The sequence below is a fragment of the Nostoc sp. MG11 genome (genome assembly GCF_014904695.1).
In the GTDB taxonomy this organism is placed as follows: domain Bacteria; phylum Cyanobacteriota; class Cyanobacteriia; order Cyanobacteriales; family Nostocaceae; genus Komarekiella.
Genome location: NZ_JACXXN010000016.1, coordinates 1 through 24,813, shown reverse-complemented (window position 1 = coordinate 24,813; position 24,813 = coordinate 1). Strand labels below are relative to the sequence as shown.

18 protein-coding genes are annotated in these 24,813 nt (G+C 40.7%); 8 read left to right on the top strand and 10 right to left on the bottom strand.

All coding sequences use genetic code 11. The features are described from left to right. Positions 1-52: 52 nt before the first annotated feature. The 6 genes from HCR01_RS21250 to HCR01_RS21225 form a co-directional block, all read right to left on the bottom strand. Entirely contained in the window at positions 53-3,115 is a 3,063-nt protein-coding gene (locus HCR01_RS21250) for a peptidase domain-containing ABC transporter (protein WP_193198061.1), read from the bottom strand. 1,703 nt (positions 3,116-4,818) lie between these two features. Next, positions 4,819-5,121 carry a hypothetical protein gene (locus tag HCR01_RS21245; protein WP_193198060.1) on the bottom strand — a complete coding sequence of 101 codons (303 nt, stop codon included), beginning with the start codon at positions 5,119-5,121 and terminating at the stop codon, positions 4,819-4,821. Positions 5,122-5,542: 421 nt separating this feature from the next. Beyond that, positions 5,543-5,863, bottom strand: a complete 321-nt coding sequence (locus HCR01_RS21240; protein ID WP_193198059.1) for a DUF6464 family protein — start codon at positions 5,861-5,863, stop codon at positions 5,543-5,545. A gap of 236 nt (positions 5,864-6,099) precedes the next feature. Beyond that, entirely contained in the window at positions 6,100-6,582 is a 483-nt protein-coding gene (locus HCR01_RS21235; protein WP_193198058.1) for a hypothetical protein, read from the bottom strand. Between the two features lie 315 nt (positions 6,583-6,897). Continuing rightward, positions 6,898-7,479 carry a hypothetical protein gene (locus HCR01_RS21230; RefSeq protein WP_193198057.1) on the bottom strand — a complete coding sequence of 194 codons (582 nt, stop codon included), beginning with the start codon at positions 7,477-7,479 and terminating at the stop codon, positions 6,898-6,900. A gap of 200 nt (positions 7,480-7,679) precedes the next feature. Next, entirely contained in the window at positions 7,680-9,029 is a 1,350-nt protein-coding gene (locus tag HCR01_RS21225; RefSeq protein WP_193198056.1) for an OB-fold nucleic acid binding domain-containing protein, read from the bottom strand. Between the two features lie 349 nt (positions 9,030-9,378). Between HCR01_RS21225 and gatA the strand changes: the two genes are divergently transcribed. From gatA to HCR01_RS21210, 3 genes are all read left to right on the top strand, one after another. Then, positions 9,379-10,839: an Asp-tRNA(Asn)/Glu-tRNA(Gln) amidotransferase subunit GatA gene (gatA, locus tag HCR01_RS21220; protein ID WP_193198055.1), complete on the top strand. Its 1,461-nt coding sequence runs from the start codon at positions 9,379-9,381 to the stop codon at positions 10,837-10,839. Positions 10,840-11,607: 768 nt separating this feature from the next. Further along, positions 11,608-13,719: a caspase family protein gene (locus HCR01_RS21215; RefSeq protein WP_226889516.1), complete on the top strand. Its 2,112-nt coding sequence runs from the start codon at positions 11,608-11,610 to the stop codon at positions 13,717-13,719. 156 nt (positions 13,720-13,875) lie between these two features. Further along, entirely contained in the window at positions 13,876-17,646 is a 3,771-nt protein-coding gene (locus tag HCR01_RS21210) for a tetratricopeptide repeat protein (protein WP_193198054.1), read from the top strand. Between the two features lie 617 nt (positions 17,647-18,263). On the opposite strand, the gene HCR01_RS21205 is transcribed toward HCR01_RS21210, so the two are convergent. Further along, entirely contained in the window at positions 18,264-18,746 is a 483-nt protein-coding gene (locus tag HCR01_RS21205) for a helix-turn-helix domain-containing protein (RefSeq protein ID WP_193198053.1), read from the bottom strand. Positions 18,747-18,943: 197 nt separating this feature from the next. Here HCR01_RS21205 and HCR01_RS21200 point away from each other — a divergent pair, with 197 nt between their 5' ends. Both HCR01_RS21200 and HCR01_RS21195 read left to right on the top strand, forming a co-directional pair. After that, the gene (locus HCR01_RS21200; protein WP_193198052.1) at positions 18,944-19,873 is read left to right on the top strand and encodes an alpha/beta hydrolase; all 930 of its coding nucleotides are present in this window, start codon (positions 18,944-18,946) and stop codon (positions 19,871-19,873) included. A gap of 122 nt (positions 19,874-19,995) precedes the next feature. Next, on the top strand, positions 19,996-20,619 hold the full coding sequence (locus HCR01_RS21195; RefSeq protein ID WP_193198051.1) for a PadR family transcriptional regulator: 624 nt from the start codon (positions 19,996-19,998) through the stop codon (positions 20,617-20,619). 8 nt (positions 20,620-20,627) lie between these two features. Here the strand turns inward: HCR01_RS21195 and HCR01_RS21190 are convergent, their stop codons facing one another. From HCR01_RS21190 to HCR01_RS21180, 3 genes are all read right to left on the bottom strand, one after another. Continuing rightward, the gene (locus tag HCR01_RS21190; protein WP_193198050.1) at positions 20,628-21,314 is read right to left on the bottom strand and encodes an HAD family hydrolase; all 687 of its coding nucleotides are present in this window, start codon (positions 21,312-21,314) and stop codon (positions 20,628-20,630) included. A 223-nt stretch (positions 21,315-21,537) separates the two neighbouring features. Then, a complete protein-coding gene (locus tag HCR01_RS21185; RefSeq protein WP_193198049.1) occupies positions 21,538-22,329 on the bottom strand; it encodes a MinD/ParA family protein in 792 nt (263 codons plus the stop codon). A gap of 91 nt (positions 22,330-22,420) precedes the next feature. Further along, on the bottom strand, positions 22,421-23,485 hold the full coding sequence (locus tag HCR01_RS21180) for a DUF3365 domain-containing protein (RefSeq protein WP_193198048.1): 1,065 nt from the start codon (positions 23,483-23,485) through the stop codon (positions 22,421-22,423). A 434-nt stretch (positions 23,486-23,919) separates the two neighbouring features. Between HCR01_RS21180 and HCR01_RS21175 the strand changes: the two genes are divergently transcribed. From HCR01_RS21175 to HCR01_RS21165, 3 genes are all read left to right on the top strand, one after another. Continuing rightward, positions 23,920-24,144, top strand: a complete 225-nt coding sequence (locus HCR01_RS21175) for a CTB family bacteriocin (RefSeq protein WP_193198047.1) — start codon at positions 23,920-23,922, stop codon at positions 24,142-24,144. A 61-nt stretch (positions 24,145-24,205) separates the two neighbouring features. After that, positions 24,206-24,430, top strand: coding sequence for a hypothetical protein (locus HCR01_RS21170; RefSeq protein ID WP_193198046.1), 225 nt, complete (start codon positions 24,206-24,208; stop codon positions 24,428-24,430). A gap of 61 nt (positions 24,431-24,491) precedes the next feature. Continuing rightward, complete coding sequence (locus tag HCR01_RS21165) at positions 24,492-24,716, top strand: hypothetical protein (protein ID WP_193198045.1); 225 nt, start codon at positions 24,492-24,494, stop codon at positions 24,714-24,716. Positions 24,717-24,813 lie beyond the last annotated feature (97 nt).

Below are 24,813 nucleotides of genomic sequence, written 5' to 3'. Positions count from 1 at the left end.
AGAGCAAGGGATATAGTGGGGATGAGAAATTCCTCCTTTCTCTGCACCAGATTCAACTGACTTGAGTTAGTTGTTGTTGGTTTAAATAGTAGTAATGACCTTTTTTAGTAATTAATTCGTCGTGAGTACCGCTTTCCACTAATACGCCGTGGTCTAAAACTAAAATCAGATCAGCATTGCGGACAGTGGAAAGACGATGAGCAATAATCACACTGCTGCGCCCTTTAAGAATTGTTTTGAGATTGTTTTGAATGATCCGTTCTGATTCGGAATCTAAGTGACTGGTGGCTTCATCAAAAAGTAACAAACGGGGATCTCCGAGCAAAGCACGGGCAATAGCTAGGCGCTGACGTTGCCCACCAGAGAGCATTCCGCCGCCTTCACCAATTTGGGATTCGTAACCCATTGGCAATTGCTGAATAAATTCATCTGCTCCTGCTAATTGTGCTGCTTGGATAATTTCTTCTAAAGACACTTCAGGGTGAGCGATCGCAATATTTTCTCGAATGGTGCCACCAAACAAAAAAGTGTCTTGATCAACAACACCTATTTGAGAGCGGAGCGATCGCAGCGAAATACTTGTGACATCTTGCTCATCAATTAATACTTTGCCGTCTGTTGGCGGATATAAACCCAAAATTAACTTGCTGAGGGTTGTTTTCCCAGAACCACTACGTCCTACTACCGCCACCATTTGCTCAGGCTGGATTTCAAAGCTGATATTTTCCAGCACATTAGTCTCACTTTCTGGGTGATAGCGGAAGGTGACATTTTGAAAGCGAATGTTACCGCGTAATCTACCTAGGGACTTGCGAGGTTTATTTTGCAAGTCTTCTTCTGGTTCGGCCTCTAGGACATCATTAATTCGTTCGGTGGAAATAATGATTTCCTGCAATTCATTCCACAGCAGTGAAAACCGTTGAAAAGGACTCAAGACGTTCCCCACCAACATGTTGAAAGCAACTAATTGTCCAACAGTGAGTTCTCCTTGAATTACTTGCGTTGCTCCAAACCACAGTAATGCTGTGTTCACAAAGACTTCTATAACGCCACTGAGAATTTGCAGGCGGTTGCCAATCACTTGAGCATTAAAACCTGTTTTGACCAAATTATTCAGCAATTCTTCCCAACGCCAGCGTACTGTCTGTTCAATAGCCAATGAGCGCACAGTACGAATTCCGGTCAGAGATTCGATGAGATAGCTATTTTCTTTAGCTCCGGCATTAAAAATCTCTCTGGAGATCCGGCGCAAAATACTTGTGCTAGCCAGCGCCAAGATGAAAAATGGCGGCACAGTAAACAGCACAAATAATGCCATGCGCCAGCTATACCAGAACATCATGCCCAGATAAATTACCAATGTCAGCATATCCAGCATGATGGACAGTGTTTGTCCGGTTAGGAAGCGCTGAATCTTCTGATTTTCCTGGATGCGCGAGACGATATCTCCGACATAACGCGACTCAAAATAGGAAAGGGGCAAGCGGAAGGTGTGTTTGATAAAACCCACCAGTAGGGAAACGCTAATTCGGTTGGCTGTGTGATCCAGCAGATATTGCCGCACTCCGTTCATGGCGATGCGGAACAAACCAAAAATGATCATCCCTAAAGCAACAGCATTTAAGGTTGCAATGCTGCGTTGCACAAGTACTCGGTCTAGCAGCAGTTGGGTAAATACTGGCGTTACTAGTCCAAATATTTGAATCAGCACTGAAGCTATCAAGACTTCTAAAAGTACTGCATAGTGAGGTTTGACTAACTCAAAAAACTTCCAGAAGCTTGGACTCTCGTCTTTGGTATCCTTAAGTTGCATTGTTGGTTGCAGTAACAGTGCATAATCACTCCAACCTGCTTTAAATTCCTTGATAGTTAGGGTACGTTGTCCAATGCCGGGATCGCCTACAATTACTTGCTTTTTCGTGATTTCATAGACAACGATGAAGTGCTTACCTTCCCAGTGAGCGATCGCAGGTAGAGGTTGTTCTGCTAATTTATCAAGACTGGCTTTAACTGGACGGGTAGCAAAACCGAGGCTCTCGGCTGCCATTGCTAAGGCATGTAAAGATGCACCACTGCGGTTGACGTTGGTCATTTCCCGCAGGTGATTGATACTAAAGTGTTTACCCCAATAACTCCCAATCATTACTAGGCAAGCAGCGCCGCAGTCTGATGCACTTTGTTGGGCATAGAAAGGATAGCGCCGGGTGAGGCGTTTCCACCAATGCCCCATTTGCACTTTTGGGCTGGGAAAGTAAGGGCGTGGTTTTTTTGGCTGTTGTTGTGGTGTAATCTGCGTGGGAAAGGGAATAATTTTCCTCTGCTGACTCAGTTTTGATGGTTGCAACCGACTCTGACGGATTTCTTGGCGAGTAGTAGGAGTTGCATCCGAGTTGGTAAATAATGCTAATTCTGACCAATTTTGCAGTGCTGTTTGCCAATGCGAACTTTTCAATATGTACACAACTGAGGGTTGTGTGACTTGCCAACCTTTTTGTTGAGATATTTGCATCTGGGCGGTTATGAGCTTGCACCCATCTGCATTTGAGAGTTCGCCTCGATATAACAGCCACAACTGAGAATCTTGGTAAAATTCTGGCGGTAGTGAGCCAATTTCCAGATCACGCCGCTCAAATAAAGATAATGCTTGCAAAATACCTGGTACAGATGTCGGACGTTGGGGTGAACTGCAACAGTAAGTTAGCAATAAATCCCATAGTTCAGCGCGGTCAAAAAGGCGATCGCGAAGGCTAGGATACTTATTCATTAAAGCTTGCAGCATTTCCCTTGGAAGATAGCAAAGCTTCAACCCATTAGAAGCCCTAGCTGTGTAAGCTTGCCACTCCTGCTCTGCAAACAGCGTTCCTTCACCAAAAGAAGCCCCTATCGTCAGAGTGGTGATCAGATTATCAGCACAATCCAAGAGCCTGACTTTACCTGCCAAAACTACGTAAATTCCCGGACTGGCTTGTTGTAATTGCCAAAACTGTTTTGCTAATGGTGGTTCAACGATTTCTACCATCGTCAAACAATTTTCTAGGTCTTTGTCTGAAAGCTGTTCACCGAAAAACGAGGCAACTTCTTTACTTAGCTGATGTTTGGAAAATACAGATAGCACTCACTCACCTCCAAGGACGCGCTATAAAAAATCCTGATCTCGGCTTTCTCTGCACCCAACTAGCTTAGGAATGCAAACATCTCACCTTTGCTCCAGAGAAATCATCAATGCAGAACAAACACTACTCGCATCTGTCTATTTCGGAGGTGCATAGGTTATTGAGAATTTGCAGAATTCAGATTAGCTAGCTTGCATTAGCTATCAGGAGTCACAAGGTTTACCACGCCAATGCAAGCGGCTAATTCAGAAATTCCTCGTTATTAAGGAATCAGGTAGATTTTTGAGCCGAAATTTTGTACGTAGCGGCTGGAGTATAGTCAAGTCCTTCAAACAAGCTTTGTAGCTTACTAAAGCTTGCTTTCTTGCAGCTTGATTATCAGCAAGAGTAAGTGTCATAATTGTAACCAGTTTTGTTAATGGAAAAACGCAGAAGTATGAAGCTGTCGCATCTAAATCGTGAAGTCCTCATAGTCCGAGATTTCAGATATAGATGCACAGTAAGTTAGCCTACAAAGGTTAACTCTGTAGTCATCTAATACAAAACTAAAGCTGGGATTCTCCCTTTGGCATTTTGGGAGTCAAGGGGAGCGACTCCCGGTTTAATTCATAACTTAGTTTCTACTCTCTAGTATTTTGGGAATCTAGAGAATAGACATAAGTTTATTGAGATGGCATTAAGTTAATTTTTGAAACAAATCCTCTATTTTAAATAAACATCACAGTCATATCATCTAAAAGCAATACCATGTCACTCTTGAAAGAACGCAGACTTTGGGGGACTGAGGTCAGGGGCAAGTGTGACACCAGATAAATGAACCGACTAGCCGTAAAAGGGAGTCTTTGAAAAAGAAAACTGCAAAGTCAGTATTGTTTAAACACTGTTTTATGACCTGCTACAAGTATATTGTAAAATTAGAGACAGTTTGTCAAGGCTTTATTCTTTTATTATCAATAAATTATATTAACTTCACTAAAGCTTTAATTTTTGTCTTGTATTAAACACTTCTTCTATGCTTAAGATAGCGATCTATTCTTCCCTGACCCTTCACCGGGATATGCAAAAATAAACATTTGTCGAATAGAGGCGATCGCTAGCGAATTCTTACTACCGTTTCATCTTCAGTGTTGCTGATAATTAAGATAAAGTAACAGATCCAGCCAAGTATTTTGCTTCCTCTGAGTATTAAGACTTAAGAGTGATCAAAACTATCCGAAAGCCTATACCTATAGATAGATATATCATCTGTTTTCAATACCTCCTTGACAAGGTGCAATTTTCTTAAAATTGGCGTGAATGCATTCAGACAGAAGGTTTAGCTGGGTTGACTTTTCTGCTGTTGTTTAAGAAATAAGGTTTTTCAGTACCTAGTTAGTTTACTAAAATCTTAGCTTCAACTTCCTATTTTTCAAGACTCAAAATCTCATATAAATTTATGCGAATTGGAGATTGCTATAAAATAGCAAATATGCATCAGAAATTTTTAAGCCTTAAAATTTGATTTTTTTAGATAGAATACCAATTCGATACAGTTGCTTTGAATAGCCTTGTCTAGGATAGCGAGTTTAGCAAAGGTGAGAGTGGATTCCGTCAAGGGATTATTCCCTAGACTTACTACTAAGAAAAAGCTTTTGAACTTTTGCAAAAGTTCCAATGTTGATCTGCTTCAGTTTTGTGCATGTTTCCTAAATTTAGTCAACAGCGTTCATCTATTTATGGGAGTTTTTGTATTCCATACTTGCTCAAATTCTATTTTGGTAATTTCAAACTCTTGTATATCGTCTTCACCTATGCGTTGGTCACACAACATGCCGTAGTTATCAGAGAAATGGTTGCCATCATAAGATAATACGTTTCCGTTTTCGTAAACCTCTATTTGTCTGATTGCATGTAAATTCTGACCAATTTCCATAAAATAGGTGCTAGTACCCCAAGTATCAAACTCGCCTTCAAAAGATTCATCCCAGACCCATTTGCAATATTTCTTTGCCTTGAGTGATAAAGACATAATTTGTTTACTCCTTTAAGGAATTGTTGTTTTCAAGCCAATACTTATAGGATAAGCACTCTTAACCTTCCTTTGATTTAGAGAAAGGGTAAGGGGAAAAGGGTAAAAGGTAAATTCAAACATGTACTCCTTTGCCCTTTAACCGAGAAGTATGGGTTTTCAAGCTAGTTTGCAGGAATACGGATTTTGTAAGTCTAGACGAGTGTACTTTAAAAACCAAATATATAAAAATGCTTTTGCTAGGCAGCACACTACCAGAAGTTGAAGCCTACAAATATAATTTTAACGCGTTTAGATTTGCTTCCCAATACTATTCTGGGAAAGGGTAAGGATTAAAGGAGGAAAAGCAAACATTTTAGCTTTGACCAAACGGTATTGATTTGCCTCCCCTTTTTTAACGTTGAGTAAGCAAGGTTTAAGATTAAGCCTTCTTTTCGCTACCAGCTAATTCTCTGGGTTCATAGTGACGGCAGCCATTACACGGCCCATCGGGGTTGACAGCACAACGGATATAGCCAGACCGAGCATTAAATTTACAGCTGATGTCACCAATAAGATAACCCACCCCTTCCAGATAGTAGCGATCGCTTTCAACAGGTCTGTGCCGTACCTGTACCACTGGGAAATTCATGGCTGCTTGCCTCATGCGTGCGCGTGTCCGCAAACGGGTTTTACGAATTACCCATAAGGAGAACAGGGAAGGTAGAAAACCAACGGCAATTACCAAAAGTGTCCTAAACACCTTCTTTTTACCTCTTTTGTGCGCTGATTGATTGTCCTTGATGTTGCATAGTACTTTACAGGAGTGCAAATCTTAGGGCAATTCCACCTTTTTGCTACCACAGTAGTTGCAAATGGCAGCAGTGTAGCATATGGGAATTCTAAAGAAGAAATACCTTCTGCCACTTCAATCAGCATAACTGTTACAACCCAAGGGATGAGCTATTATCGAATATTGATAATTTTAAGATTTGTTGATTAGCGCCCTTTTGAGTCAGCGCTTTGTGTCAGCCTTAGCCCCACCTTGTTTTTTCTGTGTTGCTGTGATGCTAATCTTTTTTTTGTTTGCTGACGCAGTTGGTGTGCTAGCAGCCCTGCTTCCCTTTCTGCTCGGAATAAATCAACTTTTCGCATTGTGAGGATAAATGATTCGTCAGGCTTTTGTTTTACACAAGGGACACCAACCACGAAATACTGACAGATATTGTTGCATAGCTCCTCTTTCACTAATGGGTGTTGAGTCTTGAGTGTGCTAGCTATTGTCTTCAATTCCAATATTGCCCCTCCTAACTCCTTCGCCATTTGGTTGATACGTTCAGTTTGTGCTACTAAACGCTCCCAGTCACTAATAACCTTTTCTTGTTGAGGTTGTAGTGGCACTATAGCATTAGTCACAGTTGCAGGCTGTAACAGGGATTTAAGCGAAATGAGATTTTTGTAGTTATCTTGGATTTTTTTCATAGTTCCTCTTGCAAGGCTACTTAACTTGTAAGGCATTTTAGCAACAAAATAGTATTTTTGTACTACAAAAGAGGTTCTTGTCTGAAAAACCTGGCCTTGCTTGAGGTTCAAGATGATAATTATAGACACTGAGTGATTTAGCGATCGCCTGTTTACCTACGAAAACAGATAGTGGATAAATAAGTTTTCCTTATATTCAATATCTACTAGTGTAAAATAAAACTTTTATTTTTAATAACCTAAGTATTATTTTGGAGCTAAACAACAAGATTCCCGACTTCTTTGAAAAGTCAGGAATCTGATTATTAATTACAATTAGCGATTAGTTGGATTAATAAGTTTACTCATTTCATAAACTGGATCGCTTTTGTTGTAATTTTTGCGCCATTGTTCAAGATGATTTATCGATATTGATTTAGTTACGACATTGACACCATTTCCACGCCAAGCTATTTCTGAATCTGTTGTAAAAACCCCACATTCTAGTTGCTCAAGCCTCATATCCCAATATTGGCTAAATCGGCTTTTTAAAGTAATAACTTGTTCAAATACCTTGTTTCTGTGCTTATTTCTTCTTTTTCGTTCTGTTGCTCCTGTTGCTTCTGTATCAATAAATTTAGTTTCAATTAAAAACAGACTACCTTTAAATGTGAGGTACACAAAATCACATTTACCTAAATCTGTATAATCAGCAATTGGAGATTTTTCAAATAACAACAGTTCAGCGCATGAAGGAAACAAATCTTTCATGTTTAAAAATAAATAAGCTTGTAATAGAAGTTCCTTATCATAAGGAAACACGATCACCCCTTCAAAGAATTTTTTAATGTCTTCCTGAGTTTGGGGTTGAATTTTTCTACAATACGAAACAAATTTATTTAGCTCATTTGCGATCATCAAGTTTTAGCTCCTTCCCCAGTCGCCGCCCATACGGTCATTCTTAGCATAAAAATATACTGTAATCTAACGGAAACTATCATCCGCAGAAGTAACTAAAAAAACTTTTATCTTTCTAAGTACTAAGGTTATCTACTGTTGACAGTTAAGTAAAACTAATATCAAGCTAATTGTATTACTAGTACTTTTATTCCTTAGTCTCAACCACCAGTTAGCAGTTTTACATGAGCAGAAAATCTAGCATTTTGCAAAGCTTGGACGGTTATTCTGGAATCTTGTACACAAAATTGCCAACCCAAGCGGACAAGTTTACGGGAATTTTCAGTTTGTATAATCCCTATAATTGGCATTTTGGCCTTTTCTTTATCGCCTGACTGTTCTTGCAGAATAGTTTTCAAACGATGTAGTTCTTCGATATTACCTGCTTGTTGAGGATTGAGTTCTACCATCACCATTTGTACTGTTTCTACTGGTTCTGCATCTTCAACAATAAATTGAGTTTGATCATCTCGTCGGTCTACTTTACCCCAAATAATTAATCTAGTATCTACTTGGAGCAGTAAACTAATACGTTCATAAGTTTTAGGAAAGACTACAGCTTCCGATTGTGTAGTTAGATCTTCTATTTGCAAAATTGCCATTGAGTCACCTTTTTTGGTAACTACTTTTTTCACCCCATTCAACATCACAACTGCACAAAGCTTTGTTTCTTCTCTTTGTTCGCCAAGTTGTGAAAGGTTAATTGGAGTTAACAAAGGTGCTATTTGACTCAAGGCTTTTAATGGATGGTCTGATACATAAAATCCTAATAATTCTTTTTCTTTTCGCAACTTTTCCTGCGGGGGAAAATCTATTATAGGTTTCGCTTTAGGAGCAGTTTCAAAAGCATTATTGGCTTTCTTATTATGATTAGAAGAAAATCCGCCTAATAAATCAAAGAGATTTCCCTGACCGCTAGCTCTATCTTTAGCACGTGATTGTGCCCAGTCGTATACTAGTTCTAGGTCTTGGATTAACTGTTGGCGGTTCGATTCAATTTTGTCAAAGGCTCCACAGTAAATCAAAGACTCTAATGTACGGCGATTAACAGCACGTAAATCTACACGATCGCAAAAATCAGCCAGAGATTTAAACTCCCCTGTCTCATTCCTCGCTTCCAAAATACAGGCGATCGCATTTTGACCAACATTACGCACCGCTGAAAATCCAAATAAAATCTTTTTTGCCGTTGGCGTAAAATCTACGCCAGAGCGATTAATATCTGGCGGTTCTATCTGAATACCCATATTGGTACAATTAGTGATATATCTCTGCACCTTATCGGTATCACCACTGTTAGCTGTCAACAGTGCCGCCATATATTCCAACGGGTAATTAGCTTTTAAATAAGCTGTTTGATAAGTGACATATCCATAAGCAGTCGAATGGGATTTATTGAAACAATTAGCAGCTATTAAACCATTTTTGATGACAAAGTTATGATCATGTTCAACTCCAATATCATAGACATTTTGTTTACCAATATAGCTACGTGTGACTATTTTAACCATTTTTTCTACCTCCAAAACAAATTATATAAAGTTTATTAATTGATAAAATTATCAGGCTTGTAGACAGGGCAACGTCCATAATACAAAACTTTATGACAATCAAATATTGCTATACTCTTACACAAAAAGAGCCACATTTTCTCAAATTTTGGTAAATTAATGAATATGCAGTTAACAGACAGCTATTTGCTGACTTCAAAGCTTATTTAATATATATAAATTAGCTGACTTATCAACTTAATCAACATGTATAGCATAGCAACATAGACCATTTGGGCGACTAACCTCACTGAGCAGAAATCGTCAATATATATTAAAATCAAGGACTTGAGTCATAAAGAGAGCAATCATGGCATCCATCCGCGAGTTGCACGAACAGCTAGTAAAAAAAGAACGTTCTGCCGTCGAAATTACCCAAGAAGCTTTAGAGCGCATTCAAGCATTAGAGCCAAAATTGCACAGTTTCTTACATGTGACGGCGCAACAGGCGTTAGAGCAGGCTAGTGCTGTGGATGCCAAAATCGCCGCAGGAGAAGAAATTGGCATACTTGCAGGGATTCCGATTGGCATTAAGGACAACATGTGTACCAAGGGGATTCCCACCACCTGCGCTTCTCAGATTTTGAAAAACTTTGTGCCGCCTTATGAATCAACCGTGACCCAAAAACTGCTTGACTCTGGGGCTGTGATGGTGGGTAAAACCAATTTAGATGAGTTTGCAATGGGTGGTTCCACAGAAAACTCTGCTTACTACGCCACAGCTAATCCTTGGGATTTGTCGCGGGTTCCAGGTGGTTCTTCTGGTGGTTCAGCAGCAGCCGTAGCAGCAGATGAGTGCGTTGTTGCCATCGGTTCTGACACTGGCGGTTCGATTCGTCAACCTGCATCTTTCTGCGGTGTAGTTGGAATGAAACCAACCTACGGACTAGTTTCTCGCTACGGCTTGGTAGCGTTTGCTTCATCTTTGGATCAAATTGGCCCATTTGGACGCTCAGTAGAAGATACCGCAATATTATTGAGTGCGATCGCAGGTCACGATCCCAAAGACTCCACCAGCCTCAAAGTTCCAATTCCCGATTACGCTGCTGGCTTAAAACCAGACCTCAGAGCCAGAGGACGCCTCAGAATCGGTGTAATCAAAGAAACTTTTGGAGAAGGGCTAGACTCTGTTGTCGAACAAACTGTTACTAAAGCAATTGATCAATTACAAAGTTTAGGCGCGGAAATTCATATAATTTCCTGTCCCCGGTTTCGCTATGGCGTACCTAGCTACTACATCATTGCCCCATCTGAAGCGTCAGCAAACCTAGCTCGTTACGACGGTGTTAAATATGGTTATCGCGCTCCTGACGTGGACAATCTACTGTCAATGTACACTCGTACCCGTTCCACTGGTTTTGGTACAGAAGTCAAACGCCGAATTATGATTGGCACTTATGCCCTTTCTACTGGCTATTATGATGCCTACTACCTGAAAGCGCAAAAAGTCCGCACCTTGATTAAACAAGACTTTGAAAAAGCTTTTGAACAAGTTGATGTGCTAGCCTGTCCTACTGTTCCGACGACAGCTTTTAAAGCAGGGGAAAAAAATACCGATCCCTTGAGTATGTACTTGCTGGACTTGATGACCATTCCCGCGAATCTTGCTGGTTTACCTGGTTTAAGTGTGCCATGTGGTTTTGATAATAACGGATTACCAATTGGATTACAGCTAATTGGTAAAGTGCTGCGAGAAGACCAACTGTTTCAAGTGGCTTATGCTTATGAGCAATCCACTACTTGGCATCTACATCAGCCGCAGATATCTTAAGCTCGACTTGATCCATTTTTTAGCAGCGCTCAAGCTTAATGCTGAAAGCTTTGTGTAATGCTAGTTTGACTTTTTTGATTTTACCGATAATCAGTGAAATGGAAAAAGTTTTTGCCAAAAAGCCAGGGTTTTTGCCATATAAAGAGAACCAAGTTCTTAATTTTGGATCAAGTCGAGCTAAGAATGCTGAGTTAACTAATCATTATTTGCATTATTAAAATCAGCATTATAATACCTACAATTGCCACATTTACGGTGCTACTCAGTTCTCAAACCAATGTACAAGAATTTGTTTGAGGTTTGACTTACATATTATGGTGACATTAAACAAGTAAGAAAGAGGGAAGAAGGACGAATTTGGTGGGTAATTCAAACCCCCAACTTTCGAGATTCCGGTGAAATAAAAGATTTCACCGAGGGACTTAGACCCTTGCTCCCTTTGTTCACCAGAAGGATCGGCAAGAGTAAAGAAGGTAAACCTTCTTCCTCCTTCCTTCTGACTTCTGATTTTTGTTAAAATCACTTTTACCTCTACAAATTGTAAAAATATACATGGTTACATAAGTTTATGCATCTAGTTGTCAACCCTTCGAGAACAACTTAGTTAAACACTTTTATATAGTTTGCAACTGGGCGTGACTGGCACTCAAAAGCCCAAACTTAAAAAAAAACTTAATCTTTGACTCTTGATTTTTGAGATGATTAAGTCACAAGCTAGTAGAAACATAGATTTAGAATTTACTATATTAATAGTAACAGGAAGTTGAAATGATAACTAAGACAAACTATCAAGTTACAAACTTCTATGCACTACTAATTGGGATTGACTACTATCGAGAAAATCCCTCATACGAAAGCCTTAAAGGATGTGTGCGAGATATTAATCTCGTAGCAGACTATCTTAAAAAAACGCTCAAAGTCTCAGAAGAACGGATTTTTAAACTCACATCTTCTAATCCTGAAATCTCTAATGTTGTTGAATCTGAAGAGGCTTTGCCTATTTACGAGAATATTATCAGGAAGTTTGATGCCATAACACAAGCTGCTATTTCGGGTACTCAAGTCTATATTCATTACTCTGGACATGGTGGACGGGCAACAACTATTTACCCAGAACTGAAGCGCAATGGTCAACCAGATGAAGGAATTGTGCCAATGGATATTGGCGATCAACAAGGCCGCTACTTGCGAGATGTCGAACTGGCAACGCTCCTTAAACGAATGACAGACAAAGGTTTGATCGTCACAGTTATTCTGGATAGTTGCCACTCTGGAGGAGCAACTCGAGGGGATGATGTAGCAATTCGAGGAGGAAAAGGAGGAATAGACACTGCATCACGAAATGCTAAGAGTCTGGTGGCTCCGCGTGAAGATCTCATCAAAAACTGGCTGGCTCTAACAGAAGGAACTGCTTCAACTAGCTCAGCAGGGCGCTGGCTTCCTCAGACCAGAGACTATGTTTTGCTAGCTGCTTGCCGCCCCAGCGAGTTTGCTCATGAATTTGCGGTCAGCAGCAAGCAGCGGCATGGAGCACTCACGTATTGGATGATCGACACCTTGACCAGTAGCCCTTCAGGATTGACTTACAAGGTATTACACGATCGCATTAGTGCCAAAATTCAGAGCAAGATTCCGCAGCAGATGCCAATGCTGCTGGGAGAATATGATCGTCTTGTTTTCGGAGTAGAAAAAGGCTCTTTACAGTATGCGATAAATGTCCTAGAGGTAATTGAGGAAGACTTAGAGCCGAAGCGAGTCCTGTTGAGTGCAGGGATAGCAAATGGTCTGGGCGTGGGTGCTCGTTTCGCGATTTATCCGTTTGGACTCACAGACTTTACTCAAAAAAAAGAGCAGATCGCGATCGTTGAAATTATAGAAGTTAATGCTATTGATAGTTGGGCAGATGTCATTGAGATTCTGCGTCACAGCACAATTGATCAGGGTGCTCAAGCAGTGATGCTATCAGCCTCAGTAGATTTAGTTCGGAATGTTCGCTTTCTCAAGAAAAGCATCGGTAAGGCAGAGCAACTATCTCAAGCGGTTGCAGATCAGCAAGAAGCTACTTTAGAAGTTGTAGAGAAATTAATAGCTAGCAATGGCTGGTTACGGCTGGCTGATGGGAAACAGAAAGAAGATTATCAAGTGGCTGTTAACAACCAAGGAGAATACGAAATCTGTGTAGGAACGCCGCTCAAAAACTTGCTCCCAGCGCTAAAGATTGAAGATCCAGAGGCACCTCAGAAAATAGTACAACGCTTGGTACACTTAGTAAAATATCAGGTCATTCAAGAGTTGAGCAATCAGTTTTCTGATTTGACTAATCAAATTGAGGTTAACTTGCTGACTCAGCCGAACTGGAGAACAGGAATGCCCAAGAAGCCGCAACCATTCCCCGATCCCACAAACTTGATTGTGAAAACTGGTGAGGTTACATTCCTGCGAATTAAAAATACTTCTTCTCAAGTTCTGAACATTACCATACTGGATCTTGAACCAACCTGGGCAATCTCGCGCATCCAAATAGAGAGACAGGAGAGAGTCTTTTATCCGTTTAATCCTGGTCAGGAAATGTTGATTCCTATTAAATTTAATTTACCAAATACCACAAGATACGATCAAGCAAGAGAAACCCTTAAAGTATTTGTCACCATTGGGCAGAATGATTTTCGCTGGTTAGAGTTACCTGCTCTTGATCAAGAAATTGTGAAAAAGGCAGCAGGACTGACTCGCGCAAATAATCCGCTTGGCAAATTGCTGGCTGCTATTGGTACCGATGCAAACGAACAACCTCCGGTAGAGTTGACTCGTGCAGCGGTTACTGTCTTTGATCCAAGTCAAGAATGGACAACAAAGGAAATTCAGATCACGTTGATAAAATAAGTCTTTTGCGAACTGAACTATTTTGAGATTGGAGCAATTATTGCTTTTTTTGTTTGACTTGAATGCGGAATTTTTGAATGGCTTTTGTAATCATTAACGTCAGTGCCAATCGTACTCAAGAATTCTTGAAGTTTAGTAACTAACTTCTTTTTTAAAATGAGCGAGCATCAGCCTACTAGTCGACGTGCAGAAGTATTAGTTTCAGAAACGGAGTTGTACTCAAATTATCAGGAGTGCAATCGCTGGGCAATTATTGTTGGTATCTCTAAATACAAAGATCAGAGTTTAAATTTGCAATATGCTGATCGAGATGCAGAGCAGCTTTACGAATTGCTACTCACGCCTTATGGAGGGAGCTTTAATCCGAACCATGTTTGCAAGTTGATTAATGAAGAAGCGACAAGTAAAAATATCACGCAAGCACTTCGAGGTTTCCTAAAAAAACCAGCTCGCGAAGACCTTGTTCTTATATTCTTTGCCTGTCATGGCTCGCGTGATATTGAGCGCCCTGATGATGTTTACCTACTTACTCACGATACAAACCCGAATGATGTATCAAGTACTGCCTTGCCAATGGATGACATAGATCGATCGCTACGAAAAATTTTGCACTCAGAAAAAGTTATTATCTTAGCAGATACCTGCCACAGTGGGGCAATTGGTAGAGGAATTGGTCGTAGAAGTAGTGCTGGTGATGACTCTGCCTTAGTGAATTACTTTCTACAAGAAATAAGTAAAGCGAAAAGAGGAATTGCTCTTTTGACCTCTGCCGAGTCAAATGAAGTTTCGTTTGAGGATGCAAAGTGGGGAGGAGGCCATGGAGTATTTACTCACTATTTGCTAGAAGGAATGAAAGGTGCGGCTGATCGGGATGGAAATGGCATCGTTACGATTGGTGAGCTATTCGATTATATACAAGATAATGTGAAACTCGCGACTGAGCACAGACAACACCCTTCAACTGGAATGGATTCCTTTGATCGCAACTTGCCGATTGCGCTCACCCCAAAATTTCAACCGCAAGCTGCATTACCAAAAGAAAAAGTTTTTGTTAATCAAGACAAGCTAGAAGAAGAGATTGCCAAATATCGTCAGGCAATTGAGCGTGACTCTAAGGATGCATATGCTCACAATAACTTAGGGCGAGCTTTGTATGAGCAAGGCAAGTTAGAGGAGGCCATGGCAGAATATCGCCAGGCAATTCAAATTAGCCCTAAATATGCATGGGCTTACAACAATTTAGGGTTAGCTTTGTACGATCAAGGCAAGCTAGAGTCAGCCATTATAGAATTTCGCCAGGCGATTGAGCTTAACCCCAACTATGCAGTAGCTTGCAACAACTTAGGGCGAGCTTTATATGAGCAAGGCAAGCTAGAAGAGGCAATTACAGAATATCGCCAGGCTATTTGGCTTGACCCTAAAAGTGCATGGGCTCACAACAACTTAGGACTAGCTTTGTACGATCAAGGCAAGCTAGAGGAGGCGACCGCAGAATATCGCCAAGCAGTTGAGCTTGACCCGAATAATGTGACAGCTTACAATAACTTGAAGATCGCTTTGTACGATCAAGGCAAGCTAGAGGAGATGATCGCAGAATATCGCCAAGTAGTTGAGCTTGATCCTAATAATGCAATGGCTTATTACAACTTGGGGAGCGCTTTGTATGATCAAGGCAAACTAGAGGAGGCGATCGCAGAATATCGCCAAGCAGTTGAGCTTGATCCTAACAATGCAATGGCTTATTACAACTTGGGGATCGCCTTGAAAGCTCAAGGCAAGCTAGAGGATGCGATTGCAGAATTTCACCAGGCAATTGAGCAGAATCCTAAATATGCAATAGCTCACAACGAATTAGGGCAAGCTTTGTATGATCAAGGCAAGCTAGAATCAGCAATTGCAGAATTTCGCCAAGCAGTTCAGCTTAACCCTAAATATGCATGGGCTTACAACAACTTAGGGGTTGCTTTGTATGCTCAGGGCAAACTAGAATCAGCGATCGCAGAATACCGCCAAGCAGTTGAGCTTAATCCTAAATATGCAGTAGCTCATAACAATTTAGGGTTAGCTTTGTCTGATCAAGGCAAGCTAGAATCAGCCATTACGGAATATCGCCTAGCAATTGAGCTTAACCCTAATTATGTAGATGCTCACAACAATTTGGGGAACGTTTTGAAAGCTCAAGGCAAGCAAGAGTCAGCCATTACGGAATATCGCCTGGCAATTGAGCTTGACCCTAACTATGGATATGCTTATAACAACTTGAAGAACACTTTAAAAGCTCAAGGCAAGTTAGAGTTAGCATTTGCAGAAATTCGCCAGGCTATTGAGCAGAATCCTAACAATGCAGTAGCTTACTACAACTTGGGGCTAACTTTCTATGATGAAGGCAAGCTAGAATCAGCAATTGCAGAATTTCACAAAGCAATTAAGCTTGACCCTAATTATGAATATGCTCACAACGACTTGGGTAACGCTTTGAAAGCTCAAGGCAAGCTAGAATCAGCAATTGCGGAATATCGCCAAGCTATTACACTTAACCCTAAGTTTGCATATGCTCACAACAACTTAGGACTAGCTTTGTATGATCAAGGCAAACTAGAGGAGGCCATTGCAGAATTTCATCAGGCAATTAAGCTTAATCCTAACTATGCATATGCCCACAATAACTTAGGGCGAGCTTTGTATGATCAAGGCAAACTAGAGGAGGCCATTGCAGAATTTCACCAGGCAATTGAGCAGAATCCTAATTATGAATATGCTCACAACGAATTAGGGCGAGCTTTGTATGATCAAGGCAAGCTAGAGCAGGCCATTGCAGAATATCGCCTGGCAATTGAGCTTAACCCTAAATATGCATGGGCTTACAACAACTTAGGGGTTGCTTTGTATGCTCAAGGTAAGCTAAAAGAAGCGATCGCGGAATATCGCCAAGCAGTTGAGCTTGACTCTAAAAATGCAGTAGCTCACAACAACCTGGGTATAGCTTCGTATGATCAAGGCAAGCTAGAGGAGGCCATTGCAGAATATCGCCTGGCAATTGAGCTTAACCCTAATTATATAGATGCTCACAACAATTTGGGCAATGTTTTGAAAGCTCAAGGCAAGCTAGAATCAGCCATTACGGAATATCGCCGGGCAATTGAGCTTGACCCTAACTATGGATATGCTTATAACAACTTGAAGAACACTTTAAAAGCTCAAGGCAAGCTAGAGGAGGCCATTGTGGAATTTCGCCAGGTAATTCAGCTTGACCCTAACAATGCAATAGCTTACTACAACTTGGGAAGCGCTTTGTATGATCAAGGCAAGATAAAATCAGCTATTGTGGAATATCGTCAGGCTCTTGAGCTTGACCCTAAAAATGCAGTAGCTCACAACGAATTAGGGCGAGCTTTGTATGATCAAGGCAAGATAGAATCAGCCATTGTGGAATTTCGCCAGGCTCTTGAGCTTGACCCTAAAAATGCATGGGCTCACAACAACTTGGGTATAGCTTTGTATGATCAAGGCAAGATAGAATCAGCCATTGTAGAATATCGCCAGGCTCTTGAGCTTGACCCTAGCTATGCATGGGCTTACTACAATTTAGCAAATGCTTTGAACAATCAAGGTAAACTAGAAGAAGCGATCGCAGAATATCGCCAAGCAACTCTGCTTGATCCCAACAATACACAGTTTCACGACAACTTTGGCAACGCTTTGTATGCTCAGGGCAAACTAGAAGAAGCCATTGCCGAATATCGTCAAATAATTCAACTTATCCCTAAAAGTGCATATGCTTACAACAACTTAGGACGAGCTTTGAAAGCCCAAGGCAAGCTAGAGGAGGCCATTACCGAATTTAGTCAAGCAGTTCAGCTTGACCCAGATAATGCCCTCTTTCGGAGAAACTTGGATGCTGCTACTCAGCAAAAACAGGGACTTTAGAATAAACAAGCTCTTAAGTAAAAATATTGATTGTTATCTCAATTTAGCAACTCGTTTAGAAGTTGATTTTTGTTCACAAAGTAGTGTCAATACTTGTTCTATGACACTAATTCAGGACTTACGCACTCAGATCCCCCAACCCCCTTAAAAAGGGGCTTTAGAAGTTCCCCCCTTTTTAAGGGGAGCCAGCGCGGTCTTCTCCCTTCGCATAGCGTCTCCAAGAGTTGGGGAGACGCAATCATGCGATGGGGTCTCCCCAAGTGGAGCGACTGGCGTGGGCTAGGGGGGATCTAGGTTTCAGGCTTCAGTGCGTAAGTCCTATAATTTTGTTACTTGTAATATCATGTCCGCTTAATTAGTTATAATTCTCGCATCTGTGCAAAAACCGGAAAATCCTCTTTCCCCCTGCTCCGGTTGCTGAGCGCAGTCGAAGCAATGTTCTCCTGTAGTCTTAATGATAAGTCTTTCGCCGGACACGATATAAGATATCTGGACAGTGATTAAAATCGCTTGCCTCTTCATCTCTATGTTTAAATAGTGGCTTTTGACACGAGGTGGTTCGGTGAAGTACGTCTTCTTTACGAGAGGCTCCGCCAACGCCAAGGCGGTTTCTGTCATTAGCGCAGTGTTAGCGACGCAGGAGCGTTTGAGGGACTGCCAAACTCAGAGGGGGACTTTTGCTTCTGAGCTAGGGATTCACTTATAAAGCGGGGATTAATTGTATAAAATAGTCCAGTAGTTGCAGCTAATAATAATAGGATATAGATAACAAAAAGAGGTATATAGATAACTGGTTTTTTGTCTATTTTTTTACTTGGATAATGAGACTCTTGACGGAAAACTTTGGTTACAAGAGTGTGTGTTAAAGCATTCCCATCTAGTCCTAAAGCATCACCGTAGCGGCGAATAAATCCTTGAACAAAAACAAGCTCAGGCAATTCTTCAAATCGTTCTTCTTCTAAAGCTAGCAAAAGCGCAGGGCGAATAAGTATTTGAGCCGCTATTTCTTCTATCTTTAGAGCTTTTTCTTGTCTTACTTGTCGTAATTGTCTACTTATTTCCTTTAGCTGCTCTAATTGAGTCTCATTTAAGAGCGTCACAATCTTCTCCTGGTATTGGCTAATCTTTACTATTAAAGAGTGAATTTACTTAAATATGCATACGTAAATTTACTAATTAATTGAATTTTGGCAAATTTTTTTTTAATAATCAGTTTAATACTGACTTGAAAATCTCAAAGCCACCCATGCAAGTGTAATTATTGTGTTTATACATACTTTTAAATGTAAAAAATTTAATGCATGAGAACCAACAAGCTGCTAATTCCAATACAAGCATTATTCCGGCTGCTACTTTGGTAGGGATAGTTGCAGCGTTCCTGCTTCAGGTTGCCGTAGGCATCGCCTACTGTGCTATCTGTCTATTTCTGTTTGTTCAGCAACCTCGCCTCATCTTCTTTCCCTATGCTGTCATTGAAAAGACACCAGAGTTGTTTAATCTCCCTTACACAGAGGTTTGGTTGCCTGTACCAGTTACAACTGGCAAGGTGGAACATATCCACGGTTGGTGGATTACAGCTAAACAACCCAATGCCAAGGTGCTATTATACTTGCACGGGAATGGTGTAAATATTGGCGCAAACATAGCTCATGCCAACCGATTTCATCAATTGGGGTTTTCGGTGTTGCTGATTGATTATCGGGGTTATGGCCGCAGTGAAGGAAGCTTTCCCAATGAAATGCAGGTTTATCAAGATGCAGTTACCGCTTGGAATTATTTAGTACAGCAGCAAAAGATTCCACCCAATCAAATTTTTATTTATGGACACTCGCTGGGTGGTGCAGTAGCTATTGATTTGGCAGTTAAACACCCAGAGGCCGCTGGGTTGATTGTGGAAAGCTCTTTTACCTCCATCCGCGACTTAGTAGCTTATCAAAACCTGTTTTGGATGTTTCCTGTCGATTTAATCCTGACACAGCGGTTTGAATCCATTAAAAAATTGCCAAAATTGAAAATGCCTGTTTTATTCATTCATGGCGCTGAAGATTTAACTGTACCTTCTTTCATGAGCCAAAAACTTTATGCTGCTGCTCCTGAACCGAAAAAATTATTTTTAGTTCCAGGCGCAGATCATAACGACACAGCAGTAGTCGCCGGCTGGCAATATTTGCAATGGATAGAGTCTTTCGTTGCCCAAGTGCAAGCTCACAGCTATTTCAAGCCTTGAGCGAACAATTCACAATTGCGAATTGAGTTGACACCATTCTCAAGTCACAAATCTTCATCAACTGCTATTCCGATATATCGCGATATATCGTATATTAGAGAAAGTTGATTTGAGATTCACTTATGTTTAGACACTTTCGCTCTCGCTTTCCTGCACCTGCATGGGCAGGAGTAAGTGAAGAGGATTCATTGCTCAGTTATTGGTTCCAGCATGGCAAGCATCATGACAGACATCATGGGAAACACTTTGGTGAGGAACTATTTGGTCGTGGTTGGAAAGATGAATCCCGGACTCGTCGAGGTGACATCAAGTTCATCCTGCTGGAATTATTATCTGAACACCCTAGCCATGGTTACGACCTAATTAAAGAGATGGAAACTCGTTATGGTGGTTTCCGTCGCCTCAGTCCTGGCTCAGTGTATCCAACGCTCCAGATGTTGGAGGAAGGCGGCTATTTGAGAAGCACACAGGAAGGCGGCAAGCGGATTTACGTAATTACAGATGAGGGCAGACAACTCTTGGCAGAGCGTACCCAAAGGGAAACTACAGACTCTTCTTGGGAAACCTTCAAAACTTTTATGACAGGTAAGCCCCAAGAGTTGATTGAGTTGCGAAAAGTGGCAACAGAATTAGCTGGTATTATGGTGCAGGTTGCTCGCAGTGGCAATGTAGACCGAATAAATCGGGTGCGTGGGCTTTTAGAGCAAGTTAAACGGGAAATTTACGCGATTCTTGCTGAGAAATAAGTGTGACCTTAAGAATTAGAAGCGATCGCATTCAAATCTTCCTCAATTAGAGAGTTCAACAATGTCCACAACTGCAAATCGGTAAAATCTGGAATTGCCATAAATGCGCCGACTTTTTGCAGAACTTGTGGATCGTGAGTAGAGGCGATGCCAATAGTGCGGATACCTGCACCAACCGCAGCACGGATTCCAGAGGGAGAGTCTTCTAAGGCGATCGCCTCCTCTGCTTCAATTCCCAACTTGCTTAAAGCAGCTTTATAAGGTGCAGGATCAGGTTTACCTGCTATGCAATCATCCGCTAAAACAACTGTATCGAAAGCTTCTTGTATTCCCAATACCTCGAGCATAAATTTTGCATTTAATCTAGGTGCATTCGTCACTAATGCACGTTTTAGCTGATGTGCATCTGTCCATGCTAGTAATTCAGAAAATCCACTCAATGGTTTTAGGTGTGGGGCGAGTTTGCGGAAAAGCGCCTCTTTTTCGTCTGCAAATATTTGTCCTTCTGCTGGTGACAATTGTGGCAAGATGTCCTTGACAATTTCTGGATTTAGCCGACCACTAATCCGGGATTTGTAGAATGTTTCATCAATTTCTAGGCTGTAACTCAACAGCATTTCCCGCCAAGCTTGATAATGTATAGGATCAGTATTGACAATAGTCCCGTCTAGGTCAAACAGAATTGCAGCCAGCATAGATTTTTCGGTTAAATATGAAAAAATGTAAACTTATCTTTATTTAGTTTCCTAACATTCCGCAAGTTTGTAAAGAAATTAGATAATATTTTTGACAAACGGCACTATTACAAGTCAATACGCTTGAGATCAGACAAATTGCGCGATCAATAACCTCTGTAGAGACGTTGCATTGCAACGTCTCTGCATTGCTGTGTTTAAAAGGGTTAGAGCCATTTCATTTTTACACAACCAATTTTGCTCCAGAACCCGTAATTTGTTTGACAATATCATTAATTTTTTGAGTCCACGGATGATCTGGATACCGTAAACAAAAAACGCCACTGCTCCCTAAATTAAACATCTCTTCACAAACAGGTAAGATTCCAGCTACAGGGGTTTGGTAGGTATTCTCCACTCTTTGCCGTAACTCCTTGAAATCTAAAGATGGCAGCGCTTTGTTGATAACTAGCAACATCTTAGGCACTTCTAACTTACGAGCAACATCCACCGCCACTGCTGTCCCTTGGTAATCTTGTTTATCTGGACGCAGAATCAGCACAAGCACATCAGAGAGAATAATGGATAGCAAAGTTTCTTCGTTAATACCAGGGTGAGTGTCGATCAACAGATAGTCTAGTTTTAAACGACGAACTAGATTACGCAAACCATCGTTAAGCAGGCGTGCATCATAGCCCTCGCGCAAGATTCGAGAAATATCACTCATCCTAATGCTGGAAGGAATTAGATGAATACTCCCCTGTCTACCAAAAAATGTTTGTTTTTGTTTCAAAATAGCGCTAACGTCATAAACTGCTTCTTCTATGGGACAACGACCCCATAGATAATCATTTAGGGTATAGCGGATTCGATCTTCTTCAAGACCAAACAAGACATGAATTCCTGGCGATTGGATATCTGTATCAACAACCCCAACTCGTCGTCCAGAGCGGGCAATGAGAGTAGCGAGATTACTTGTAACGTTTGATTTACCAGTTCCACCACGGAATGAGTGAATAGAAATAATTTCAGACATAATAATCCTCAATTGTGAATAGGAGATAGGAGACAGGAGTTATAAATTAATTACTCAGCACTTTATTGAAAGCTCATTTCGGACAAAAACATTATTCATTTGCAGCGTTTCGTTTGTTTCTCATTGCTTTCGCCTCCTCTTGCAATTTTTGGAACGTTGTTGATTCGGCAATTTCCGCAACTTGACGCGCACGTTTGGCATCGTCAACTTCGATACGCAATGTATGCAATTGTTGTCTGAGTTTTTGTTCACGGGCATAAATTTCATGCACCATGCCTTGAAAAACTCGTCCCAACTGTCCTAATTCATCATTGCGTTTCACAATCGAAGTTAGCTTTTGGCGATCAAATTCTTCTGCTTCTTCAGCGCTAATCTCATCCATACTGATTTTCTGAGCTAATTGCGCCATTGGTTTGAGCGGTTGTAGCACATTTCGTTTCAGTAAATAATTAATTAGCAAAATGACTAAAGCAAAGATGCTAATGAATAAGCCAATAAATGAAACAGATGCACGATTGGCATCATCAAACACTTTGCTAGCAGGAACGTAAATAATTTGAGTACCTATAATCTCATTGAGTTTCCATCCAAAACCATTTTCTGAGCCATAACTTACGATGTGGCTTTTTGGAGCAGCTTCAGGGGTACTATGGCAACGTAGACATGTCTGATTTTTAATAGAAAATGGACGAGCGCTGTAAAACAACTTCTCATCAAAAGAATCACGAAAACCGGATACATTTTTCAGATCTGGTTGATTGCGAAACTGTTCGATGAGCTGTGTTTCAAAGATATCTGCTTTATCTCGCAAATTAGTTGGATTGAGGTTGGCATCTTTATAGAAGAAGTCTTTGTATTCTTCATTTTTACGAAGATTCTCAAATACTTCTCTCACCGCATAGCTGGGAATACTTTCAGGGACAAACGTGGATTGAGTCTCCACCATAGGTATCAGGAGTGGGCTGATATGCGTGTTTGTGAAGTTTCTCACTGAGTTCATCATTTCTGCAAGAATTTGGCTGCGATAGCCAATTTCGGCTTCCGCTTTTTGCTCCAGTGCATGAGATAAAGCAAAACCACTAACTGCGATCGCACCGATGAACACTAGCGATAGAAGTAAGGTAAATTTGGTTGCTAATTTAAATCTATTTAACATTGCTGTTTCCGTTTGTGTTTACAACATTGCTAGGAATATATGGGTAATGATTCATTAAATTTAATTTTTTAATGATGAGCGTAGAATGCTGTTATTTATGACGACTAAATCTAATCTGCATTCACGCTTACAAATCTAGTCATACAGCGATATGCAATTGAATTCCAGATTTCAAGGCAAATTCATGACTTTTGTTGGAGCAAGATCCGTCAGCCTATAACGAAAGTCTTAGGCATTGCTCAATACAATGGAGCGAAAGTGATACGGCATCTACTTACTTAGCTTAGGCAAAATCTTAGACGTTTTTCAGATGCGAAGAACTGAGTTGAATTCGTATTCTTAAGACATGAAGCGAGGAAAGCGCTGAGCAACCAACTAGCAAATCGCGCTCTCTGCTTAATACATCACACATTACTAACTAAAGAGAAAACATCATGTCTGAAATCAACAAGTCCGAACAAGCTCAAGAACTATCTACTGAAGAACTCGACACTGTTGCTGGTGGTTTAATCGACGTTAGCCAAATTGCTGCTGTCAGAACTAATTTTGAGGTAGTTGGTTCCGATGCCGTTGCTGGTAAAGGTTTAGCTGGTACGAGTGGTCTCGCTATTAATGATGAGACCGATTCAATTGCTGCTAGACGCGACTTCGTTAATTAGTAGTTAATTTAACTCTAATCTATCATCACTTAACCACATTACTAACTAAAGAGAAAACATCATGTCTGAAATCAACAAGTCTGAACAAGCTCAAGAACTATCTACTGAAGAACTCGACACCGTTGCTGGTGGTTTAATCGACATTACTCAAATTGCTGCTGTCAGAACCAATTTTGAGGTAGTTGATTCCAATGCCGTTGCTGGTAAAGGTTTCGCTGCTACAGGCGGTTTCGCTATTAATGATGAAAGCGATTCACTTGCTGCTAGACGCGACTTCGTTAATTAATAGTTAATTCAACTCAAATCCATCATCACTTAACCACATTACAAATTAAGGAGAAAATATCATGTCTGAAATCAACAAATCTGAACAAGCTCAAGAACTATCTACTGAAGAACTCGACACCGTTGCTGGTGGTTTAATCGACATTACTCAAATTGCTGCTGTCAGAACCAATTTTGAGGTAGTTGATTCCAATGCCGTTGCTGGTAAAGGTTTCGCTGCTACAGGCGGTTTCGCTATTAATGATGAAAGCGATTCACTTGCTGCCAGACGCGACTTCGTTAAGTAGTAGTTAATTCAACTCAAATCCATCATCACTTAACCACATTACAAATTAAGGAGAAAATATCATGTCTGAAATCAACAAATCTGAACAAGCTCAAGAA